Annotated in this window: 19 protein-coding genes; 10 read left to right on the plus strand and 9 right to left on the minus strand. The window is 67.7% G+C overall.

Translation table 11 applies throughout. From position 1 onward, the window contains the following. The first annotated feature begins 74 nt into the window (after positions 1–74). The 8 genes from RQI43_RS06540 to RQI43_RS06575 all read left to right on the plus strand — a co-directional run bounded on the left by RQI43_RS06540 (position 75) and on the right by RQI43_RS06575 (position 8175). Complete coding sequence (locus RQI43_RS06540; RefSeq protein WP_018044282.1) at positions 75–332, plus strand: hypothetical protein; 258 nt, start codon at positions 75–77, stop codon at positions 330–332. A 429-nt stretch (positions 333–761) separates the two neighbouring features. Then, positions 762–1019, plus strand: coding sequence for a hypothetical protein (locus RQI43_RS06545; protein WP_018044283.1), 258 nt, complete (start codon positions 762–764; stop codon positions 1017–1019). A 138-nt stretch (positions 1020–1157) separates the two neighbouring features. After that, complete coding sequence (locus RQI43_RS06550; RefSeq protein ID WP_192216543.1) at positions 1158–1409, plus strand: hypothetical protein; 252 nt, start codon at positions 1158–1160, stop codon at positions 1407–1409. A 65-nt stretch (positions 1410–1474) separates the two neighbouring features. Then, complete coding sequence (locus RQI43_RS06555; protein WP_238254234.1) at positions 1475–1837, plus strand: hypothetical protein; 363 nt, start codon at positions 1475–1477, stop codon at positions 1835–1837. A gap of 144 nt (positions 1838–1981) precedes the next feature. Further along, a complete protein-coding gene (locus tag RQI43_RS06560) occupies positions 1982–3385 on the plus strand; it encodes an efflux RND transporter periplasmic adaptor subunit (RefSeq protein ID WP_018044286.1) in 1404 nt (467 codons plus the stop codon). Between the two features lie 11 nt (positions 3386–3396). Continuing rightward, entirely contained in the window at positions 3397–6639 is a 3243-nt protein-coding gene (locus RQI43_RS06565; protein ID WP_311274623.1) for a CusA/CzcA family heavy metal efflux RND transporter, read from the plus strand. Between the two features lie 9 nt (positions 6640–6648). Further along, positions 6649–6927, plus strand: a complete 279-nt coding sequence (locus RQI43_RS06570) for a hypothetical protein (RefSeq protein WP_311274624.1) — start codon at positions 6649–6651, stop codon at positions 6925–6927. Between the two features lie 177 nt (positions 6928–7104). Beyond that, positions 7105–8175 (plus strand): murein L,D-transpeptidase family protein, encoded by a 1071-nt coding sequence (locus RQI43_RS06575; RefSeq protein ID WP_311274625.1) that lies wholly within the window; start codon positions 7105–7107, stop codon positions 8173–8175. Between the two features lie 60 nt (positions 8176–8235). On the opposite strand, the gene RQI43_RS06580 is transcribed toward RQI43_RS06575, so the two are convergent. Further along, positions 8236–9330 (minus strand): HigA family addiction module antitoxin, encoded by a 1095-nt coding sequence (locus RQI43_RS06580; protein WP_311274626.1) that lies wholly within the window; start codon positions 9328–9330, stop codon positions 8236–8238. 18 nt (positions 9331–9348) lie between these two features. Further along, complete coding sequence (locus RQI43_RS06585) at positions 9349–9630, minus strand: system killer suppression protein (RefSeq protein ID WP_311274627.1); 282 nt, start codon at positions 9628–9630, stop codon at positions 9349–9351. A 346-nt stretch (positions 9631–9976) separates the two neighbouring features. On the opposite strand from RQI43_RS06585, the gene RQI43_RS06590 reads away from it, so the two are divergent. Beyond that, positions 9977–10252: a hypothetical protein gene (locus RQI43_RS06590; RefSeq protein ID WP_311274628.1), complete on the plus strand. Its 276-nt coding sequence runs from the start codon at positions 9977–9979 to the stop codon at positions 10250–10252. Between the two features lie 110 nt (positions 10253–10362). On the opposite strand, the gene RQI43_RS06595 is transcribed toward RQI43_RS06590, so the two are convergent. Beyond that, a complete protein-coding gene (locus tag RQI43_RS06595; protein ID WP_405030563.1) occupies positions 10363–12747 on the minus strand; it encodes a heavy metal translocating P-type ATPase in 2385 nt (794 codons plus the stop codon). A gap of 77 nt (positions 12748–12824) precedes the next feature. Between RQI43_RS06595 and cueR the strand changes: the two genes are divergently transcribed. After that, a complete protein-coding gene (gene cueR / locus RQI43_RS06600) occupies positions 12825–13310 on the plus strand; it encodes a Cu(I)-responsive transcriptional regulator (RefSeq protein ID WP_311274629.1) in 486 nt (161 codons plus the stop codon). On the opposite strand, the gene RQI43_RS06605 is transcribed toward cueR, so the two are convergent. The 6 genes from RQI43_RS06605 to RQI43_RS06630 form a co-directional block, all read right to left on the minus strand. Further along, the gene (locus RQI43_RS06605; RefSeq protein ID WP_311274630.1) at positions 13246–13647 is read right to left on the minus strand and encodes a DUF305 domain-containing protein; all 402 of its coding nucleotides are present in this window, start codon (positions 13645–13647) and stop codon (positions 13246–13248) included. The genes cueR and RQI43_RS06605 overlap by 65 nt on opposite strands. A gap of 65 nt (positions 13648–13712) precedes the next feature. Then, the gene (locus RQI43_RS06610; protein ID WP_311274631.1) at positions 13713–13961 is read right to left on the minus strand and encodes a hypothetical protein; all 249 of its coding nucleotides are present in this window, start codon (positions 13959–13961) and stop codon (positions 13713–13715) included. A 164-nt stretch (positions 13962–14125) separates the two neighbouring features. Beyond that, entirely contained in the window at positions 14126–14491 is a 366-nt protein-coding gene (locus RQI43_RS06615; protein ID WP_311274632.1) for a hypothetical protein, read from the minus strand. Positions 14492–14520: 29 nt separating this feature from the next. After that, positions 14521–17667, minus strand: a complete 3147-nt coding sequence (locus RQI43_RS06620; RefSeq protein ID WP_311274633.1) for an efflux RND transporter permease subunit — start codon at positions 17665–17667, stop codon at positions 14521–14523. Positions 17668–17679: 12 nt separating this feature from the next. After that, positions 17680–19419 (minus strand): efflux RND transporter periplasmic adaptor subunit, encoded by a 1740-nt coding sequence (locus tag RQI43_RS06625; RefSeq protein ID WP_311274634.1) that lies wholly within the window; start codon positions 19417–19419, stop codon positions 17680–17682. An 89-nt stretch (positions 19420–19508) separates the two neighbouring features. After that, a complete protein-coding gene (locus RQI43_RS06630) occupies positions 19509–19976 on the minus strand; it encodes a hypothetical protein (protein ID WP_311274635.1) in 468 nt (155 codons plus the stop codon). Positions 19977–19984: the final 8 nt, after the last annotated feature.

Genomic DNA, 19984 nt, shown 5'->3' on the forward strand with positions numbered 1-19984 from the left:
CGGGTGTAAAACAGGGTCGCTATCTCAGGTCTCGAAGCGGCCGCACCGGCTGCCGAACCCCAGGGATCAGAATTATGAAGCGTACCATCGCCGCCCTTCTCACCCTCGGCCTACTAGCAGGCCTCTCGGCTCCCGCCTACGCCGCCGAGGACGGGCATGGGAACGCGAACAATCCCGAGCGCTCCGTGCCGAACACCGGCGGCGTGGCCGGTGGCCCGGCCCATCGCGACGACCCGCGCGAGAGCGAGGCCCGCGAGGTCGGCAAGGACGGCAAGCCCGTCCATTCCGACAAGGATGGGCACGCCCACGGTCACTCCCACGGCAAGAAGTGAGCGGACGACGCTGACCTCGGAAGGCCGGGAGGATGCACCGATGCGTACGCTTCCCCTCCTGGTCGTCTTCGCCTTCCTTGCCGTCGGCATAGGCTACGCCCTTGGCGGGGGATGACCGGTCCGCTCCCGCCCGACGGCTTCACGGTACGGTAGTGCCCTCCTCGGTACCGTGAACCGCCCGCCTCGGCCTCGTGCCGGGGCGGGCACCCCTCCCGTGGTCCTTCCAGTCTCCGCCCGACCACGAAGAGCTGTTGCGCTTCCATGCCGTAACCCGCGTGGGTGCCGCCCTGCAGGATCGTCGTTTCGCGCACACGATCCCGCGTCGCACGAACTCCCTTGCCAAATATTCCCGAATTTCACCGGGAGCATTCGGATCGGTTTTCTCGATCCGTACGTTCCTGCGCAGTATTCGAGAGAGGGAGCCTCAACATGAAGACCAAGTTCGGAGCCATCGCCGCCATCGTGACCCTGGCCTTTTCGCCGGTCGCGGCCCTTGCGCAGCACATCGATGTCGGCCCGGGCGGCGTCAGGGTCCATGGCGACGGTCATGGTGAGCGCCACGGCGAGGGGCATCACGGGGACCGCCATGAACACCGCGAGGTCGTGCGCGAGCATCACCACCATGACGACCACCACGATGACCATCACGGCGGCGAGCGTCGCACGACGATCATCGAGCGTCACTGAGTTCTGCCGATCCGGGATCTCGTGAACCTGTTTCACGGCGTCCCGGATATCTTCATCCACGCTTCCATGAACGGCTGTTTCAGGCTTCGTTCAACTCGGCGCGCCCATCTTGAGGCATACCCCTTTGAGGAACGAGCCATGCGAGTTCGCATTCCAGCCTTGGTCGCCGTCGGCCTGATCCTGGCCCCGGCCGCCGCGTCCGCCCAATACTATGGCGGCGACTTCGACCGGCGCGGCGGGGACGTCCACGTCGACCGCTACCATCATGGCGACCACGATGATGTCGTCATCCACCGTCCGCATCGGGATTACGGCGACCGGGCGTTCTATGGGGAACGTCGGTACTACGGCGAGCGCCGGCACCACCACCATCACCACGACGACTATTAAGGTTCGACCCTGCCAAAGGGCCATCCGGCATGTACGGGTGGCCCTGAATCGTTCATAAGGCGACCATGACCACGGGACCTCGGATCAGGGCCTACGAGACGATGCGCGGCTGGTGGGCGACCACCGTGCGAGTGCTCTCGCTCGTCTTGGTCCTGGCGCTCGTCGTCCCGGGCGCGATCCATTCCGCCGAGGCCCACCGGTCCGTTGGTCACGAACTGTCCGTGTCCGCACCAACCCTGGCAGCCGCCGTCGATCACTCCGATGCCTGCCCCGCCTGCCATGCCACCTGCGGCTGCCATCAGGCACTCAGCGTCGACGGGACGCCGGCCCTACCGCCCCGCGGGACGGGGCGTGCCTCCTACGCGACCGTGACCACACCCATCGGATCGGTCTCGCCCGACCGCCAACCCAGGCCGCCTCGCGCCTGAGGCGACGCCGCCACGTCCGTGGCGCGTCCCGGCCGGCCCCACACGGGTCACGGCTGCCTCTAATTCGCGAAATACCCAGTACGGGACCGTTTCCCGCCGCCTAAGCGGCCGTGCGACGTCCCGGTCGGAACCCGGCCCATTCCCATGCGTGCATTCCTTTCCGTGGCTTTCCTGGCCATCGGCATCGTCATCGGCGGTGCCTTCCCCCGTGTGTCCGAGGTCGTGCAGGGCGCCCTCGCGGCCGCCGGCCTCACGAACGCCCGGGCGACGCCCCCAACCAATGCGGCCGTTACCAGGCCGGTGACACCCGCAGCCGACGATGGGCACGGTCACGGCGACCATGGCCACGAGCATGCCGACGGCGAGCCCAAGCCTTCCGGCGAGCACAAGCACTCCGAGGGAGAGGCCAAGCCCGAAGCCGGTGGCCACAAGCACGCCGAGGGCGAGGCGAACGGCCACGACGAGGAGGGCGAGGGCAAGATCAAGATGACGGCCGAGCAGGCCGCCGAGCAGGACATCGAGCTGGCGATGGTCGAGGGCGGGATTCTCTCGCGCCATTTGCTGGTGCCCGGCACCATCGCGCAGGACGCCGACCGGATCGCACGCGTTCCCGTGCGGGTCGTCGGCACCGTGTCCGAAATGCGCAAGCGCCTCGGCGAGGAGGTCGCCAAGGGCGAGGTCGTGGCCGTACTCGACAGCCGCGAGGTCGCCGAGGCCAAGAGCGACTTCCTCACCGCGACGGTCAAGGCTGACCTGGAGAAGACGAACTTCGACCGCCAGCAGGCCCTCTGGGACAAGCGGATCTCCGCGGAATCGGCATTCCTGAACGCGAAGGCCGCCTACTCGGAGGCGACGCTCAGGGTCGATCTCGCGCGCCAGAAGCTGTCGGCCCTTGGCCTGAACGCCGCCGAGGTGGCGACGTCCGCCAGGAAGGACGAGACCACGCCGAACCTGTCGAGCCTACGCCGCTACGAATTGAAGTCACCCCTCGCCGGGCGGGTGGTCGAGCGCAAGGTCGACGTCGGCACCGCCGTGGGCAAGGAAGGCGACCCGGCCGACGTCTACACGGTCGCCGACCTGTCCTCGGTGTGGATCGAGCTCGCGGTTCCGACCACCGAACTCTCGAAGGTCCGCGAGGGTGCCAAGGTGACCATCGTCGGCGACGCCGCCGCCCGCGGCGAGGGCAAGGTGGTGTTCGTCAGTCCCATCCTCAACCCGGAGACGCGCTCGGCTCGGGTCATCGTCGCCCTGCCGAACAAGGACATGGCCTGGCGGCCCGGCACCTTCGTCACCACCGAGGTCGAGATCGCCCAGGACAAGGTCAAGGTGCGGCTGCCCAAGTCCGCCATCCAGACCATCGGCGGCGAGAAGGTCGCCTTCGTGCGGACCCCGGAGGGCTTCGAGCGCCGGGACGTGACTCTCGGCAGGGCCGACGATGACGCCTTCGAGATCCTTACCGGCCTCAATCCCGGGGAAGAGGTCGCTGTGGCCAACTCCTTTGTCCTGAAGGCCGAGCTCGGCAAGGCCGAAGCCGACCACGCGCACTGAGGGCGGCCATCATGATCTCGAAGATACTCGACTTCTCCGTCCACCAGCGCTGGTTGGTCGTCCTCCTGTCGCTGCTGGCGGCCGGCTTCGGCGTGTTCTCGCTGACGAAGCTGCCCATCGACGCGGTACCGGACATCACCAACAACCAAGTGCAGATCAACACCACGGCGCCGTCCCTCTCCCCGGTCGACGTCGAGAAGCAGGTGACCTACCCGGTCGAGACCGCGCTCGCCGGGATCAAGGGCCTGGAATACACCCGCTCGCTGTCGCGAAACGGCTTCTCCCAGGTTACGGCCGTTTTCTCGGAAAAGCTCGACATCTACTTTGCCCGCCAGCAGGTCGCCGAACGCATCGGCGAGGCGAAGTCGACCCTTCCGCCGGGGGCCGAGCCGCACATGGGCCCGATCTCAACGGGCCTCGGCGAGATCTACATGTGGTCGATCCACTACGCGAAGCCCGAGGAGCGCAAGGTCTCGCCGGATGGAAAGGCCGGGTGGCAATCGGACGGGAGCTACCTAACCCCAGAGGCCCAGCGGCTCACGACGGAACTTGAACGCACGGCCTACCTGCGCACGGTCCAGGACTGGATCATCCGCCCGCAGGTGAAGACCGTTCAGGGAGTGGCCGGCGTCGACAGCATCGGCGGCTTCGACAAGCAGTACCACGTCCAGCCCGACCCGATGAAGCTCACCGCCCTCGACCTGTCGTTCGCCGACATCGGCCGGGCGCTGGAGGCCAACAACGCCAACCAGGGCGCGCGCTACCTGGAGGACAACGGCGAGGGCTACGTCGTGCGCGCCGCCGGCCGCCTGGAGACCATGGAGGACATCGGCTCCGTCGTGGTTACCACCCGCGGGGGCGTGCCGGTGCGCATCTCCGACATCGCCGAGGTCCGGATCGGGCGCGACCTACGCACCGGGTCGGGCAGCGAGGACGGGCGCGAGGTCGTCATCGGGACCGCCCTGATGCTCATCGGAGAGAACAGCCGCACCGTCTCCGCCGCGGTCGACGCCCGCATGACCGAAATCCGACGCACGCTCCCGCCGGGCGTCGAGGTCCAGACGGTCCTCAACCGCACGGTCCTCGTCGAGGCCACCATCCGAACGGTGGCCAAGAACCTGGCCGAGGGCGCTGCCCTCGTCATCGTCGTGCTGTTCCTGCTGCTCGGCAACATCCGCGCAGCCATCGTCACGGCCCTCGTCATCCCGGTGGCGATGCTGATGACCACGACCGGCATGGTCCAGGGCCGCATTAGCGCCAACCTGATGAGCCTTGGAGCGCTCGACTTCGGCCTCATCGTCGACGGCGCCGTGATCATCACCGAGAACGCCCTGCGCCATCTCGCCGAGCGGCAAACCGAGCTCGGGCGCAAGCTCGAACTTGAGGAGCGCCTCGTCACCGTGCGGGCCTCCGCCGAGGAGATGATCAAGCCGTCGCTCTACGGGCAGGCCATCATCATCCTCGTCTACGTGCCGCTCCTCACCTTCACGGGGGTCGAGGGCAAGATGTTCGAGCCGATGGCGCTCACCGTCATCATCGCCCTCGTCTCGGCCTTCGTCCTGTCCCTCACCTTCGTGCCGGCGATGATCGCCATCGTCATCACCGGCAAGGTCACGGAGAAGGACAATTTCATCATCCGCGGGATCAAGGCCGCCTACCGCCCGGTCCTCGGCGCCGCCCTTCGCATCCCGATGACCTTCGTCGCGGTCGCGCTGGCGCTGCTCATAGGCGCCGGGTTCCTGTTCACCAAGCTCGGGCAGGAGTTCATCCCCCAGCTCGACGAGAAGAGCATCGCGCTCAACGCGCAGCGCATCCCGTCGACCTCCCTGACCCAGTCGCAGGCGATGCAGCTCAAGGTCGAGCAGGCGATCAGCCGCTTCCCCCAGGTCGCCTACGTCTTCTCCAAGACCGGCACCGCGGAGGTGGCCTCCGACCCGATGCCGCCGAGCTCGTCCGACACCTTCGTCATCCTCAAGTCGCAAGAAGAATGGCCCGACGCGAGCCTCTCAAAGGCCGACCTGCAGGAGCAGATCGAGAAGGCGCTCGGGTCCCTCGCGGGCAACGTCTACGAGTTCTCCCAGCCCATCCAGCTTCGCTTCAACGAGCTGCTGGCCGGCACCCGTGGTGACCTGGCCGTGAAGGTGTTCGGCGAGGAGTTCGAGCCCATGCTCAAGGCAGCCAACCAGGTCGCCACTATCCTGCGCGGGACCGAGGGCGCCGACGACGTCAAGGTCGAGCAGACCGCCGGCCTGCCTTTCCTGGAGATCAAGATCAACAAGACCGAGGCCGCGCGCCTCGGCCTAAGCACGTCCGCGATCCAGGACGTCATCGGCGCGGCCATCGGCGGTCGCGAGGCTGGAATGGTGTTCGAGGGCGACCGGCGTTTCCCCATCGTGGTGCGCCTCAACGATAAGGTTCGAGAGGATCGCGAGGCCCTGGAGAACATCCCGGTCCCACTACCACCCGGGCTCAACGGACGGGCTTCTTCGGTGCTCTTAAAGCAGGTCGCCAGCTTCTCGGTCACGGAGGGCCCGAACCAGATCTCGCGAGAGAACGGCCGGCGCCGGGTGGTGGTCACCGCCAACGTCCGTGGCCGGGATATCGGATCGCTCGTGGCCGAGGCTCAGGCCAAGGTGACGTCAGACGTATCGCTCCCGGCCGGGTACTACGTGACATGGGGCGGGCAGTTCGAGAACCTGGCCTCCGCACGACAGCGCCTGATGGTGGTCGTTCCCGTCTGCTTCTTCCTGATCTTCCTGCTGCTGTTCTCGGCCCTGAACTCGGCCCGCGACGCCCTCCTGGTCTTCAGCGCCGTCCCTCTTGCGCTCACCGGAGGCATCGCCGCCTTGTGGCTGCGGGGCATGCCGTTCTCGGTGCCGGCGGCCGTGGGGTTCATCGCCCTGTCCGGGGTGGCGGTGCTCAACGGACTTGTGATGCTGACCTACATTAAGCAGCTCATCGCCGAAGGGCGACCTCGGCGCGAGGCCATCCTGGAAGGCGCAATGACCCGGCTACGTCCGGTCGCCATGACCGCCCTGGTGGCGTCCCTTGGGTTCGTGCCAATGGCACTCGCGACCGAGACCGGTGCCGAGATCCAGCGTCCGCTGGCGACCGTCGTCATCGGTGGCCTTATCTCGGCGACCCTGCTGACCCTCGTCGTCCTGCCGGCCCTCTACGCCAGGTTCGCGGGGAAGGTCGTCGTATGGAAGGATGGGCCCTCACCGGTCCAACCGCACCTCCGGGCCGCCGAGTAGGAGGGCCGGATGAGCAAGAAGCTGGGCCGAGCCACGGCCCACTGGGGCGCTAAGGGCGGGCGTCGCAGACGTCACGTGAGGGCGCATGTCCGGAAAGCGTCCGGGCATACGTTCTGGCTCGTGATGCTGGGCGTCCCGGCGTGCGTCTACCTGCTGTACTGCCTCTGTCGCATCGGCGGGGAGACCCATTTCCACCTGATGCCGGTGGGATCGCCCCACATCGAGAACGGGTCGCCCTTGGGTGACAGGGCCTCGACGACGCGGCGACCGGCATCGGAACCGCATTAACCACGGCCGCAAACCTTGCCAGGGCGCATGCCACCGGGACCGGGATCCCGGCCGCGGGGCATTCGGGAACCGGGGATCCGATCCCATGATGGCCCCTATCCTGTCGAATCGTGGCCACGACAACCCGTTATCCCCCGTTCAAGCCCAGGCTCGAACATCGCCACCAGCGAGGCCGGCATGCTGAAGAAGATCACGCTCGGCCTAACACTCGTCCTGGCGCTATCCGCATGCCAGGACGGAAGGTACGCGGCCTCAACCCGCCACCTCGCGCCCATCCCGCCGGCGACCCTGGCCCTGATGTCGACCAAGGGGGTGTCTCCCGGCGACCCGATCCTGATGCGGGCCTACAAGAAGGAAGCCGAGATCGAGCTCTGGAAGCGCGGGGTGGACGGTAGGTACGCCTTGCTGAAGACGTATCCAATGTGCCGCTGGTCAGGGCAACTCGGGCCTAAGACCCGGGAGGGCGACCGCCAGGCCCCCGAGGGCTTCTACGCGATCTCGCCCGCATCCATGAACCCGAACTCCAGCCTCTATCTCTCGTTCGACCTCGGGTTCCCGAACGCGTACGACCGCTCCCTCGGGCGCACGGGTACGCACCTGATGGTCCACGGCTCCTGCTCGTCCCAGGGCTGCTTCGCGATGACCGACGAGGCGATCTCAGAGCTCTATGCCGTGGTCCGCAAGGCGTTCGCCGGCGGGCAGCGTGCCGTCCAGTTCCAGTCCTACCCGTTCCGCATGACCCCGGAGAACCTGGCCCGACACCGCCAGGACCCGAACCTTGCCTTCTGGAAGAACATCAAGGAAGGGGCCGACCGATTCGAGGTCACGAAGGCCGAACCGGTCGTCGACGTGGCGGGCGGGCACTACGTGTTCGACGCGGGCGCCGACGCCTCCACGGCCGATGAGGTTGCCCGGAAACAGGCGGACGACGATCGGCAGGTCGCCGCCCTCGTGGCGAACGGAACGCCGGCCATCCGCCTGGTGTACGACGACGGCGGCCAGCACCGGGCGTTCCGCGAGACCATGATGGCGGCCAGCGGCGGGCTCGGAGAGGTGAGCCGACCCGAAGCCCTGGCGTCAGGGCCGCGCGAGGTCGCGATGCCGGCTCCGGGGCCGGTCGCGCCCATCGGAGGGCATGGGTCGGTACGGAGCAAGGTTGCGACCAAACCGCCGGCGACAGGCGTGACCGAGGCGGAGCGCCGGCGTCTCCTTGAGACCTTCGCCGCGGCGGGGGACGGGCGGAAGTGACACGATTGTCGGGGGAGGGCGGCGGAATGTCCGAAAGGGCTCACCGATGCCCCGCGTCCATCAGGCCGCTGCGACCTCGTCCGCCCATCCCAAACGCGCCTTGAGGTCGTTCATGTGGCTGAAGGGGACGACGCGACGATGCTGCAGCATCCCGAGCACGATGCCCGGATGAAGCCCGACTTCGTCGGCGAATGCCACGACCTCCTGCTTGGTCCTGGGGCACGTGGTGGCGAAGGCGGCAATCCGCTCACGTCCGACCAGCATCTCCTCGGCCCAGGCATCCGCCTCGGCTTCGATGTCGTCGCCCTCGCCGTTGTGGTCGTCCACGAAGTTCTTTCCGCGATGCAGGGTGATGTGCGCCGCCTCGTGGAAGAAGGTCCACCAGAAATGGTCGTTGGTCTTCATGCGCAGCGACATCTGGATCAGGGGGCGCTCGTCGTTCAGCCACCGCGCCGAGCCGAAGACGCAGGTCTTGCTCAACGGCTTCTGGAACACTAGGGCGACGCCGGACGCGTGGCAGATCTCCCTCAGGCGCGGCTCGAAGAACTCGGCGCGGTGCACGGTGAGCGAACGGATCTCGGCGCATCCCTGCTTGAACCGTCGGGGATCGTAGGCCGGCAGGCTGAGTTGGCGCGCCTTCTCCTCGCCCAGCATCAGCCAGCAAAGCATATGGTGGGGCGAGGTGGTGCCGGTTCTGGCCTTGCGGTGATGCACGGCCAGGGACCCCAGCTTCGCATCATAGGCGTGAGGTCCCCCGATCCCCAGGAGGCCGAGCAGCCCATCCATGATCCTGCCGGGGTCATTGGTCTGTGGAAGGCGCCCGCAGGCCTTCAATTCCCGGACGGGGAGCCCCTTGAGCCATTCGGCCTCGCGCCCGGCTGCCTCCTGCTCGCGCCGCCGGGCCTGGAACAAGTCCCAGTTCGCCTGGAGGCCGGTCCAGATGTAGGCCTTGAGGCCGAGCACATGCTCCAGCTTGAGTGCCGTCTCGGGCGTGACCGGGTTTGAGCCGTTGATGATCGTGCTGACCAGCTTGGGCGTCATGTCGGCGATGCGGGCGAACTCGGCCTGGGACCAACCACGCTCTTGAATGTACTCTTCGAGGTGTTCGCCGGGATGGGTCGCCCATTGCGGGGTCCAGGCTTCCTGCGTCGTCATCCCCTTGGTCTCCGCCGTTCAGTTGCCGTGGTAGTCGACGATTTCGATGATCTCGACCGCCGTGACCTGACCCGTGTCGAGCCCGCCGTCAGGCAGGCATGGCACCGGGTCGTGGTCGGGCACGAAGACGATACGCCAGTTGTCCTTGATCGTGACCGAGAGTTGGCCTTCCCGGTTACCGCCGAGTTGATGCCGGTGATCGGGTGGCCCGGTCGGGACGTCCGAGAGGCAGGCCGCCTGCCCCAGGATGTCCAGCCGCCTCCGTATCGGTTTCGCCCTGTCCCCGTAGGCCTTCGCCATCTGTTTCAGGTCCGACAGCGCCTTCCCCAGGCGCCTAGACCGGAAACGGATCTGCATCGCACCAATCCGTTACCCGCAAGGTAATGCTCCGCACTCCGTTACCCAATAGGTAACACGGTCGCAGTCGCATGGCGACTCCTCCCGAACGCGGGACCTTTTCGCGGACGAGCACCGCTGACATCATGCTCAGCGGGATAAGCCTTCCTTATCCATGGCGACCGGGAGACTGAACATCCCCGGAACCCTATTCAAAGCGGAGCCGTTCCTCACCACTCCCATATGGCCATTCGATTCTAGATCGACACGGTGCCGATGCGAGCCACCAACAACCAAAGAGGAAGCCCCCATGAGGAAGTCCCTGTTCGCCGTCGCTGCCCTGGCAGCGCTCGGTGCCATCGGCATCGCCGCCCCTGCCTCCGCCGCTCCGGGCATGGTCGGCGCCGTCGATGCCCCGACCGCCGTGACCGAGGTCCGGATGGATGGCATGCACGGCCATCGCATGATGGGCCACGGGCACCATCGCGGCCATCGCATGATGCGTCACGGCCATGGTCATCGCATGATGGGTCACGGTCATCGTCGCGGCCACATGATGGGCCATCACCGCGGTCACCGCATGTAGCATTCCGCCGCCCCGGGTCGCGACGATCTGGGGCCGACCGGCGGGGAGACGCGGAACGCTTTTCGCGCTGCGCCTCGCCAATCTAGGCATGGACTTGGAAACCGCATGCTCTAAAGGCGCACCGCACGCAGTCGCAACGCATTCCCGATCACGCTGACGGACGATAGCGACATCGCCGCCGCCGCGATGATGGGGGAGAGGAGCAGCCCGAAGGTCGGGTAGAGTACCCCGGCGGCGATCGGGATGCCGGCGGCGTTGTAGGCGAAGGCGAAGAACAGGTTCTGCCGGATGTTGCCCATCACCGCGCGCGACAACCGCCGGGCCCGCACGATCCCCATCAGGTCCCCCTTGAGCAGCGTGATGCCGGCGCTTTCGATGGCCACGTCCGTGCCGGTTCCCATGGCAATGCCCACATCCGCGGAGGCGAGGGCCGGCGCGTCGTTGACCCCGTCCCCGGCCATGGCGACCACCTGACCCGCCGCCTTGTGGCGCTCGACGACGGCTGCCTTGCGGTCCGGTAGGACATCGGCCTCGACCTCGTCGATCCCAAGCTGCCGGGCGACGGCCTCGGCCGTGGTGCGGTTGTCCCCAGTCAGCATCACGACGCGGATGCCTTCTTCCTTCAGGCCGGCCAGGGCTTCGGCGGTCGTCGCCTTGACCGGGTCCGCGATGGCGATGACACCCGCCAGCCGCCCGTCGACAGCGGCATAGATCGCGGTGGCCCCGTCTCGGCGCAGCCCGTCCGCCGCCGCGTCGAGTTCCGCCGTCACGACGTTCTCGCCGGCGAGGAAGTTCGCGTTGCCGAGGAGGATGCGCTGTCCCTCGACAGTACCGAGGGCACCCTTGCCGGTGGGGGAGTCGAACTCGGTGACCTCCGGAATCGTGATGCCGCGTCTTTCCGCCGCCGCCACGATGGCGAGGGCGAGCGGATGCTCGCTCGACCGCTCGACGCCGGCCGACAGCCGCAGGATCTCCTCCTCCGAAAAGCCCTCCGCCGGGACGATGCGGGTCACAGTCGGCTTGCCCTCTGTGAGGGTGCCGGTCTTGTCGACGACGAGGGTCGTGACCTTCTCCATGCGCTCCAGGGCCTCAGCGCTCTTGATGAGCACCCCGACCCCCGCCCCGCGACCGACGCCGACCATGATCGACATCGGGGTGGCCAACCCCAGGGCGCAGGGACAGGCGATGATGAGGACCGCGACCGCGGCCACCAGCGCATAGGTGAACCGGGGCTCCGGACCCAAGGCCATCCAGGCGGCGAAGGCGAGGACCGACACCCCGATGACGACGGGAACGAACCAGCCCGCGACCCGGTCGGCGAGGCGCTGGATCGGGGCGCGGCTGCGCTGGGCCTCGGCCACCATCTGGACGATGCGGGCCAGCATGGTGTCGCGGCCGACCTTGCGGGCCTCGATCACGAGCGACCCGGACTGGTTGATGCTGCCGCCGACGACGCTCGCGCCGGCCTCTTTGGTCACCGGCATCGACTCCCCCGTGATCAGGGACTCGTCCACCGAGCTCCGCCCCTCCACCACGGCACCGTCGACCGGCACCTTCTCCCCGGGACGCACGCGCAGGCGGTCGCCGACCGCGATGTCCTCAAGCCGAACCTCGTCGTCCGTGCCGTCCTCGTGGAGCCGGCGTGCGGTCTTCGGCGCCAGGTCGAGGAGCGTACGCAACGCTCCCCCGGTGCTCTCGCGCGCCCTGAGCTCCAGGACCTGCCCGAGGAGGACGAGAACGGTGATGACGGCGGCCGCCTCGAAGTAGGCGGGCACGGCCCCGCCATGTCCACGCAGCGCGTCCGGAAAGAGGCTCGGCGCGAGGGTGGCCACCACCGAGTAGGCCCACGCCACCCCCGTGCCGATGGCGATCAGGGTGAACATGTTGAGCGAGCGCGAAACCACCGACTGGTAGCCGCGCACGAAGAACGGCCACCCGCCCCAGAGCACCACGGGCGTGGCGAGCGCGAACTGGATCCAGTTGGAGTTCTGCTGCCCGATCCGTTCCGTCAGGCCCGTCAGATGACCGCCCATCTCCAGGGCGAACACCGGCAGCGTTAGGACGAGCCCGACCCAGAACCGCCGGGTCATGTCGACGAGCTCCTCGTTCGGGCCGTCGTCCAGGCTGACCGTCGCCGGCTCCAGGGCCATGCCGCAGATCGGACAGGACCCGGGGCCGACCTGACGGATCTGAGGGTGCATGGGACAGGTGTAGACGGCACCCTCCGGGGCGGTCTCGGCCTTCGCCACCGCGCCTGCCGGGTCAAGGTAGCGGAAGGGCTCCGCCTCGAACTTGGTCCGGCAGCCGTTGGAGCAGAAATAGTACGGGCGGCCGCCATGCTCCGCACGGTGTTTCGCAGTGTGCGGATCGACCGTCATCCCGCAGACGGGGTCCTTGACCGACCCGTCTTCGGGAGGTGGCGCGGCGTGGTGGCCGTGCGCGTGGTCATGCCCGGCATGCTCGCCGTGGTCGTTCGCTGCGGTGCCGTGGACCATGATCGTGTTCCCGTCTGTCGGTGTTGCCTATCGGTATGCGGCTTCCCATCATGGGAAGGTCAACAGTGAGGGTAGCCATGAACATCGGGCAAGCAGCGGAGGCGTCGGGCGTCTCGGCTAAGATGATCCGGCACTACGAGAGCATCGGCTTGGTGCCCCGTGCCGACCGTCGGGACAGCGGCTACCGCGACTACGACCCGGAGGATGTCCACCGGCTCCGCTTCGTCCGACGGGCCCGGGACCTCGGCTTCTCCCTGGAACGCATCCGGGCGCTCCTCGGGCTTTGGAGCGACCCCGGTCGCAGTAGCTCTGAGGTGAAGGCCCTCGCCTTGACCCATATCAAGGAGCTCGAAGGGAAGGCCCTCCACCTGCAGGAGATGGCGGACGTCCTACGGGGCCTCAGCCGCGCCTGCGACGGCGACGAGCGCCCGGACTGTCCCATCATCGCGGGCCTGGAAGCCGGTCCCGTACCGACCTCCAGGCCTTCCGCCGAGTGGCCTACTTCGCGTTCTTCTTCAGCCAAGCCTCCATCTCACCGACCTCCTTTTCCTGGTCGTCGATGATCTTCTGAGCCATCTCCTTGGTCGCCGGGTCCTTGGCATGCTTCAGGGCGACCTTGGCCATCGCCACAGCACCCTTGTGGTGGGGGATCATGTGGGTGCGGAAGTCGACGTCAGGGTTGCCCGTGTAGGCGACGTCCATGTCCTTCATCATGGCCATGTCGGCGGCCTTGAAGTCCTTGGTCGAGGCGTTGTCCTTCGGGTCCGGCTTCATGGACTCCATCGAACCCATGTCCTTGCCGGGCATCGCGCCGTGATCGTGCGTGGCCTGGGCGAGGGCCGGGCCGGCCAGTCCGAGACCGAGGGCGGCGGCGAGGGCGATCTTGCTGACGTTTTTCATGGTTGCCTTCCTGGCGTGATGTCGATGGATGCCTGCGTAGGTGGGCGACTGCCCCCTCGGCCGCTTCAGCGGCCGCGAGCGTTCTGCGGGGCCGTTTCCGTGGAATGCCGGCCGTCATGGCCCGTGCGCTCGCCGGAGCGCACCGTTCCGGCCTCGCCAGGACGGACGTCGTGGGCCGGACCGCCCGAGGTGCCGCCGCGGTTCGGCGTCGGCTGGGTCTGCTGCTCGGCGTTGGCGTTGCCCTGGTCGTCGGCAAGGGCCGGGGCAGCCGCCGAGAGGGCAATCAGCAGGGCGGTGATGGTCGTGATCTTCATGGGTTCGATCTCCTTGGTTCGTCGAGATGGACAGGCCGGCAAGCGTCTGCTTCCGGGTCGGTGACTTGGACAGGAGGGACGAGCCACTGAGCGGTCTCCCCTGCATCCCTGCGTGGGATCGGTCGGTCCCCTCCGGCCCGCGTTCGGGGCCGGAGGGCCGTTGATCAGTTGAACTTGCCGCTGGTCGTCGCGCCGTCGGGGGCGGTTAGCTGGACGGCGCCCTTCGGGCTCTCGCCGACGCTGACGGCGGCTTTGCCCGAGAGGCGGTTGCCGTCGGTCGGTTCGAGCGGCACACGGGCGGGCTTGCCGCCGACGACGAGGATGGCGGTGCCCTTGAAGCCGGTCGCCGGCACCGGCTTCTGGCTGCCGTCCGTGAGGAACACGTCGATGGTCTCGCCCTTGGCGACGAGCTCGACGTGATACTTTCCGGCGTCCGTCACACGGCCGCCGTGCTGGCCGGACACCTCGTGCGCATGGACCGGCAGGGCGAGCAGCATGCCGGCGGCCAGGGCCATTCTCCAGGGAATCATCAGGCTTCTCCTTTTTGGGATCGGTCGGCTCAGAACGCCTCGGCCGGACGCGGCTTGGCGCCGTCGGGACGAGGGGTGTCGGAGGTCTCAGCCTGTGTCGCGCGCAGGCGCTCCAGTGGGGCCTTGCCGAAGCGCAGGAACAGGACCGGCGTCAGGACCGTGTCGAGCAGGGTCGCGCTGATCAGGCCGCCGAAGATGGTCACCGCGACCGGGTGTAGGATCTCCTTGCCCGGGTTCGCGGCGTCGTAGAGCAGCGGTACCAGGGCGACGCCGGCCGACAGCGCCGTCATCAGCACCGGGGTCAGCCGCTCCAAGCTGCCCCGCACCACGAGGTCGCGTCCGAATGGCATGCCTTCGTGCAGCGACAGGTTCAGGTAGTGGCTGATCTTAAGGATGCCGTTGCGGGCGCTGATGCCGGTCAGGGTGATGAACCCAATCATCGACGCCACCGAGAGCGGCTGCCCGACCAGCCAGAGCGCGATCACGCTGCCGATGAGGGCGAGCGGCACGTTGCCCATGATGATCAGCGCCAGGACGGCCGAGCGGTAGCGGCTGTAGAGGATGGCGAAGACCAGGGCGAGGGAGAGCCCGGACAGGGCCGCGATGGTCCGGCTCGCTTCCTCCTGCGCCTGGAAGGTCCCCTCCAGGCTGGCGAAGAAGCCGGGCGGGAGCTTGGCGTCCGACACCTGCTGCCGGATGGCCGCCACGATGGTGGCCATGTCGCTCTGGCCGTTGGTGTTGGCCTGGACAACCAGGCGTCGCCGGCTGTTCTCCCGAAGGATCTGGTTCGGCCCGTCGGTCTCGCGGATGTCCGCGACCTGGCGAGCGGGCACCCATCCGGAAGGGGTCTCGATCAACAGGTCCTTTAACCCCTGCGTCGTGCGCTGCCGCTCGGGCAGGCGTAGGACCACGTCGAAGCGCTTGTAGCCGTCGGCCACGGTCGAGACGACACGCCCGTTCGAGAGGCGGCTGAGCTGCTCGACCACCGCCGAAGGCTGCACCCCGTAGAGGGCAGCCCTTGTGTAGTCGACCCGGATCTCAAGCTGGGGGATGCGGACCTGCTTCTCGACCTGGAGGTCGGCCAAGCCAGGGATTTTCGCCATGCGGTCCCGCATGTCGTTGGCCACGCTCCGAAGCGCGTCGAGGTCCTCACCAAAGATCTTCAGGGCGAGTTCCGCCCGAACCCCGGAGAGCATGTGGTCGAGCCGGTGCGAGATTGGCTGGCCGACGTTGACCGACAGGGGTAGGGCAGAGAGACGCTGGCGGATGTCGGCGACCACCGCATCCTTCCCCCGCCCGGCGCCCTTGAGCTCAACCTCGATCTCGGAGGAGTGGACGCCCTCGGCGTGTTCGTCGAGCTCGGCGCGTCCGGTACGGCGGCCGACCGCGGCGACCTCGGGGATGTCGAGTAGCAGGCGCTCGGCGATAAGACCGACGCGGTTGCTCTCTGAGAGGGAGATGCCTGGGTTGAAGGTCGTGTTGACGGTGAACGAGCCCTCGTTGAACGGCGGCAGGAAGGCCCGCGGCAGGTTCCAGGCGGCGATGCCGGCTGCCACGACTGCGATCGCCACTGTGGCGACGAGCACCCGCTGGTGCCGGAATGCGACCCCGAGCAGGCGAGCGTTGCCGCGCTTGAGCCAACGCAAAAGAGCGCTGTCGTGCTCGGCCAGGCTCTTGAGGCCGGGCAGCAGGTAGTACGCCAGCACCGGCGTCAAGGTCACCGATACGAGCAGGCTCGCCAGGATCGAGATGATGTAAGCCTGCCCCAAGGGCGCGAAGAGACGCCCCTCGATGCCGGACAGGGCAAACAGTGGTACGAATACGAGGACGATGATCATCGTCGCGTAGACGATGCCCGAGCGGACCTCGGATGAGGCCGAAACCACCACGTCGAAGGTCGAGCGCGGCGAGCCAGCCGCCCGGTTCTCGCCGAGCCTGCGGAAGATGTTCTCGACGTCGACCACCGCGTCGTCGACGAGCTCACCGATAGCGATGGCAAGGCCGCCCAGGGTCATCGTGTTGATGGACAGGCCGGCGAGGTGGAAGGCGATTGCGGTCGCTAGGATCGAGACCGGGATGGCGGTGAGCGAGATCACCGTGGTGCGCACGTTCAGGAGGAACGCGAACAGCACGATGGCCACCACTACGATGGCCTCGACGAGGACACGCTCGACGTTAGCAATGGAGGTCTCGATGAAGTTCGCCTGGCGGAACAGGACCTGGTCGGCCTTGATCCCATTCGGAAGGGTCGCGGTGACCTCCTTCAGAGCCGCCTCGATCTCGCGGGTGAGCTTCACGGTGTCGACGTCGGGTTGCTTCTCGACCGAGACGATGACCGCCGGCTTGCCCATGAAGCCGCCGTCGCCCCGCTTCACCCTTGGGGCGAACGAGACGTCCGCCACCTGGCGCAGGTAGACTGGCGCGTCGCCGACGTTGGCAACCACGACACTGCGCAGGTCGTCGAGGCTCATGGTCCGGCCGATGTTCCGGATGAGGTACTCGCGGGCGTACTGGTCAGTGAACCCACCGCCGGCGTTGGTGCCGAACTGGGTAAGGGACGCCTCAAGCTGTGCGTTGGTGACGCCAAGCGCTCGCATGGCCGCCACGTTCGGGCTGACCCGAAACTGACGCACCTCGCCGCCGATGGGGATCACCTGAGCGACGCCGGGAATGGTCAGGAGGCGCGGCCGCAGGATGAAGTCGGCAGCCTCGCGGATCTCCATCGGAGTGGCATTGTCTCCGGTGACCGCCACCAGCAGGATCTGGCCCATGATCGACGAGATCGGACCCATCTGAGGTGTGACGTTCGCGGGGAGCTGGTCACGGACAAGGGTCAGGCGCTCGGCGATCTGCTGCCGATTCCGGTAGATGTCGGTGCCCCAGTCGAACTCGACGTAGACGATGGAAAGCCCGACGCCGGAGACCGAGCGCACCCGGCTGACGCTGGGCAGGCCGTTCATCCGGGTTTCGATGGGATAGGTGACGAGTTGCTCCACCTCGGGCGGGGCGAGCCCCTCGGCCTCGGTCATGATGGTGACCGTCGGCTTGTTGAGGTCTGGGAACACGTCGACCGGGAGCTTGGTCGCCGTGAAGGCGCCGTACAGGATCAGGACGGCGGCGACCGCGAGCACGATCAGCCGGTTGCGCAGGGACTGCGTGACGAGGAAATTGAACATAGGCTTGCTTCCTCACCGGACCTGATCGAGGAGCTCAGCGCCCTCGGTGACGATGCGCTTGCCGGCACCGACGCCCTCGGCGACGAGCACGTTGGTCCCATCGAGGGGCTCGACCCGGACCTGCCGCGCCTCGAAGCGTTCGGCGGCGACGTGCTCGTAGACGATGGCCTGCCCATTGCCGGAGCGGACCACGGCCGCGCGCGGCAGGGCGAGGCCGGACTGTTCGGCGTCCGTGCCGGCGAGCACCGTGACGAACTGCCCGACCCGCAGGCCGCTGGTGTTGCCTTTCACCGCGAACTGGACCGGAATGGCCTGGTTGCGATCGGCGAGCCCGGCGCCCTGGTACACGAGGGACAGGGTGCGCCCATCGGCGAAGCGGGCCGTGGCATTTTCGGCTGGCGTAAGGGCATCGAAGCTCAGGGCCTCGACCCATAGCCGGGTCGGGTCGACGATCTGGAACACCATACCGCCGGCAGCCGCCATCTGGCCCGCCACGGCGGTCGCTTGCGCGATCACGCCGTCGACGGGTGCCACGAGGGCCTCCGGCTGCTGGCGCGCCTTGTCGAGGGCCGTGCGGCGGTCCTGCAGGCCCTTCAACTCTGACAGGGCGTCGTCGAGCTGGGTCTGGGCGACGGCACCGGTGACCGCGAGCTTGCGATAGCGCTCGACCCGGCGCTCGACGACATCGATCTGCTGGTCGAGCTCGCCCTGGCGCTGGCGCATGTCGGAGACGTCGATGGCCTGGACCGGCGGGGTGACGTAAGCGAGCACGTCACCCTTCTTGACCGTCGTGCCAAGCCTGGGAAACAGGCCCGAGGCTGGCGGCGAGAGGCGGCCGCCCACGGAGGATTGCACGACGCCACTGGCGTTCGGGTCAGGGATCACGCGCCCCGGCAATTCGACCGTCCGGTGGAACGTCGCCTGCTCCGTCATCGTGGTGCGCAGGACGAGCAGGCGCTGGGTGGGCTTGGGCACGAACACCGAGCCGTCGGGCAGACGCTGGGCCAGGTCTGAGGAGGGCTGAGCAGGGTCGAGCAGGGCCGCGCCTTGTACGGGCGCATCCTTGGTTGCGGCGCCGTGGTCCTCGTCGCCGTGCGCGAAGGCGGCCGTCCCAAGTGCCAAGGTGACGACTACGGCCATGACGGCCACGGCCGGCAGGCTGCGCCGCCCCCGCGTGAGCACGGTGATCAGCATGCCGAGGAGGAAGGCGGCCGCCGCGGTCAGCATCAGGACCGGGTCCTTGGCGGCGAGACGCGCCTTCAGGTCCGCGACCGCATCGGACACCTTCCCCATGGCTGTCACGCTCGGCACCGTCGCCGGAGTGGCCCCAGACGCTACCGTTTCCGGAATCGACAGTGGGACGGTAAGGACGTCGACCGCGTCCCCGGCGGTGACGGTCACCAGCAGGTCGTGCGACCCCGCCTTCGCGAGCCAGGGCGCGGCGAGCACGTAGGCTGCCTCATCGGTCTCGGTCGCCGTCATCTGGCCCTCGGGCGTCTCCACCTCCAGGACGGCGCCATGGACTGGCTCGTTCGTCCGGAAGCGGTCGAGGTAGAACATCACCTTCCCGTCCCGCGGGATGGCGGTCAGCTCGAAAGCGTCGGACGCGGCCTCGCCACGCGGGGCGACGGACTTCGAGACCGGCGGGGTCGGCGCACCGTGGTCGTGCCCCTCATGGGCACGTGCGGGACCCGCCGGCAAAGAGACGGCCAGCCACGCCGCACCAAGGGCGGCGGCAATGCGAAAAGACATGGAAGGGCATCCTCACGTTCGAACACCGGACGCACACCTGGAAAAACCAGACGGAATCCGACCGTTGCGCGCCTCGGGCGCGCCGTTCGTTACGCGAGGGTTCTTGGGGGCCTGGGCAGGGCCTCGGGGCCGATGCCGGTAAGGCCGTCGACGTCGTGCGCGATCAGCGCGACATGCCCGAAGGCGAGCGTCGGCAGGGACACGGAACCGCCCAGGATGCCGGGCACGCAGCAGGACATCGTCCCGCAGCAGGCGCCCTTGCACGGGCCGGGGCAGCATCCGCGACCCTGTTCGTCGGATTGGATCGAACCGGGGGTGGCGGAGCCAACGATGGTCTCGAAGGTGGCGGCTGGAATGACGGCCAAGGCAACCTTCGTCACCGCCACCGGGGCCACTTGAACGACCGGCGGCGAAGGTGCCACATCCACCGAGGCGGCCTGGCGGTGACCATGGTGGGCATGGCCCTCGTGAGCCTGGACGGCAGACGGCGAGACGTAGGCGACGATCATCACGATCATCGCCGCCATCAAGCGCGCGAGTTGCCGGTCGAGGTTCATGATACCCG

Source organism: Methylobacterium sp. WCS2018Hpa-22, from assembly GCF_031843785.1.
In the GTDB taxonomy this organism is placed as follows: Bacteria; Pseudomonadota; Alphaproteobacteria; order Rhizobiales; family Beijerinckiaceae; genus Methylobacterium.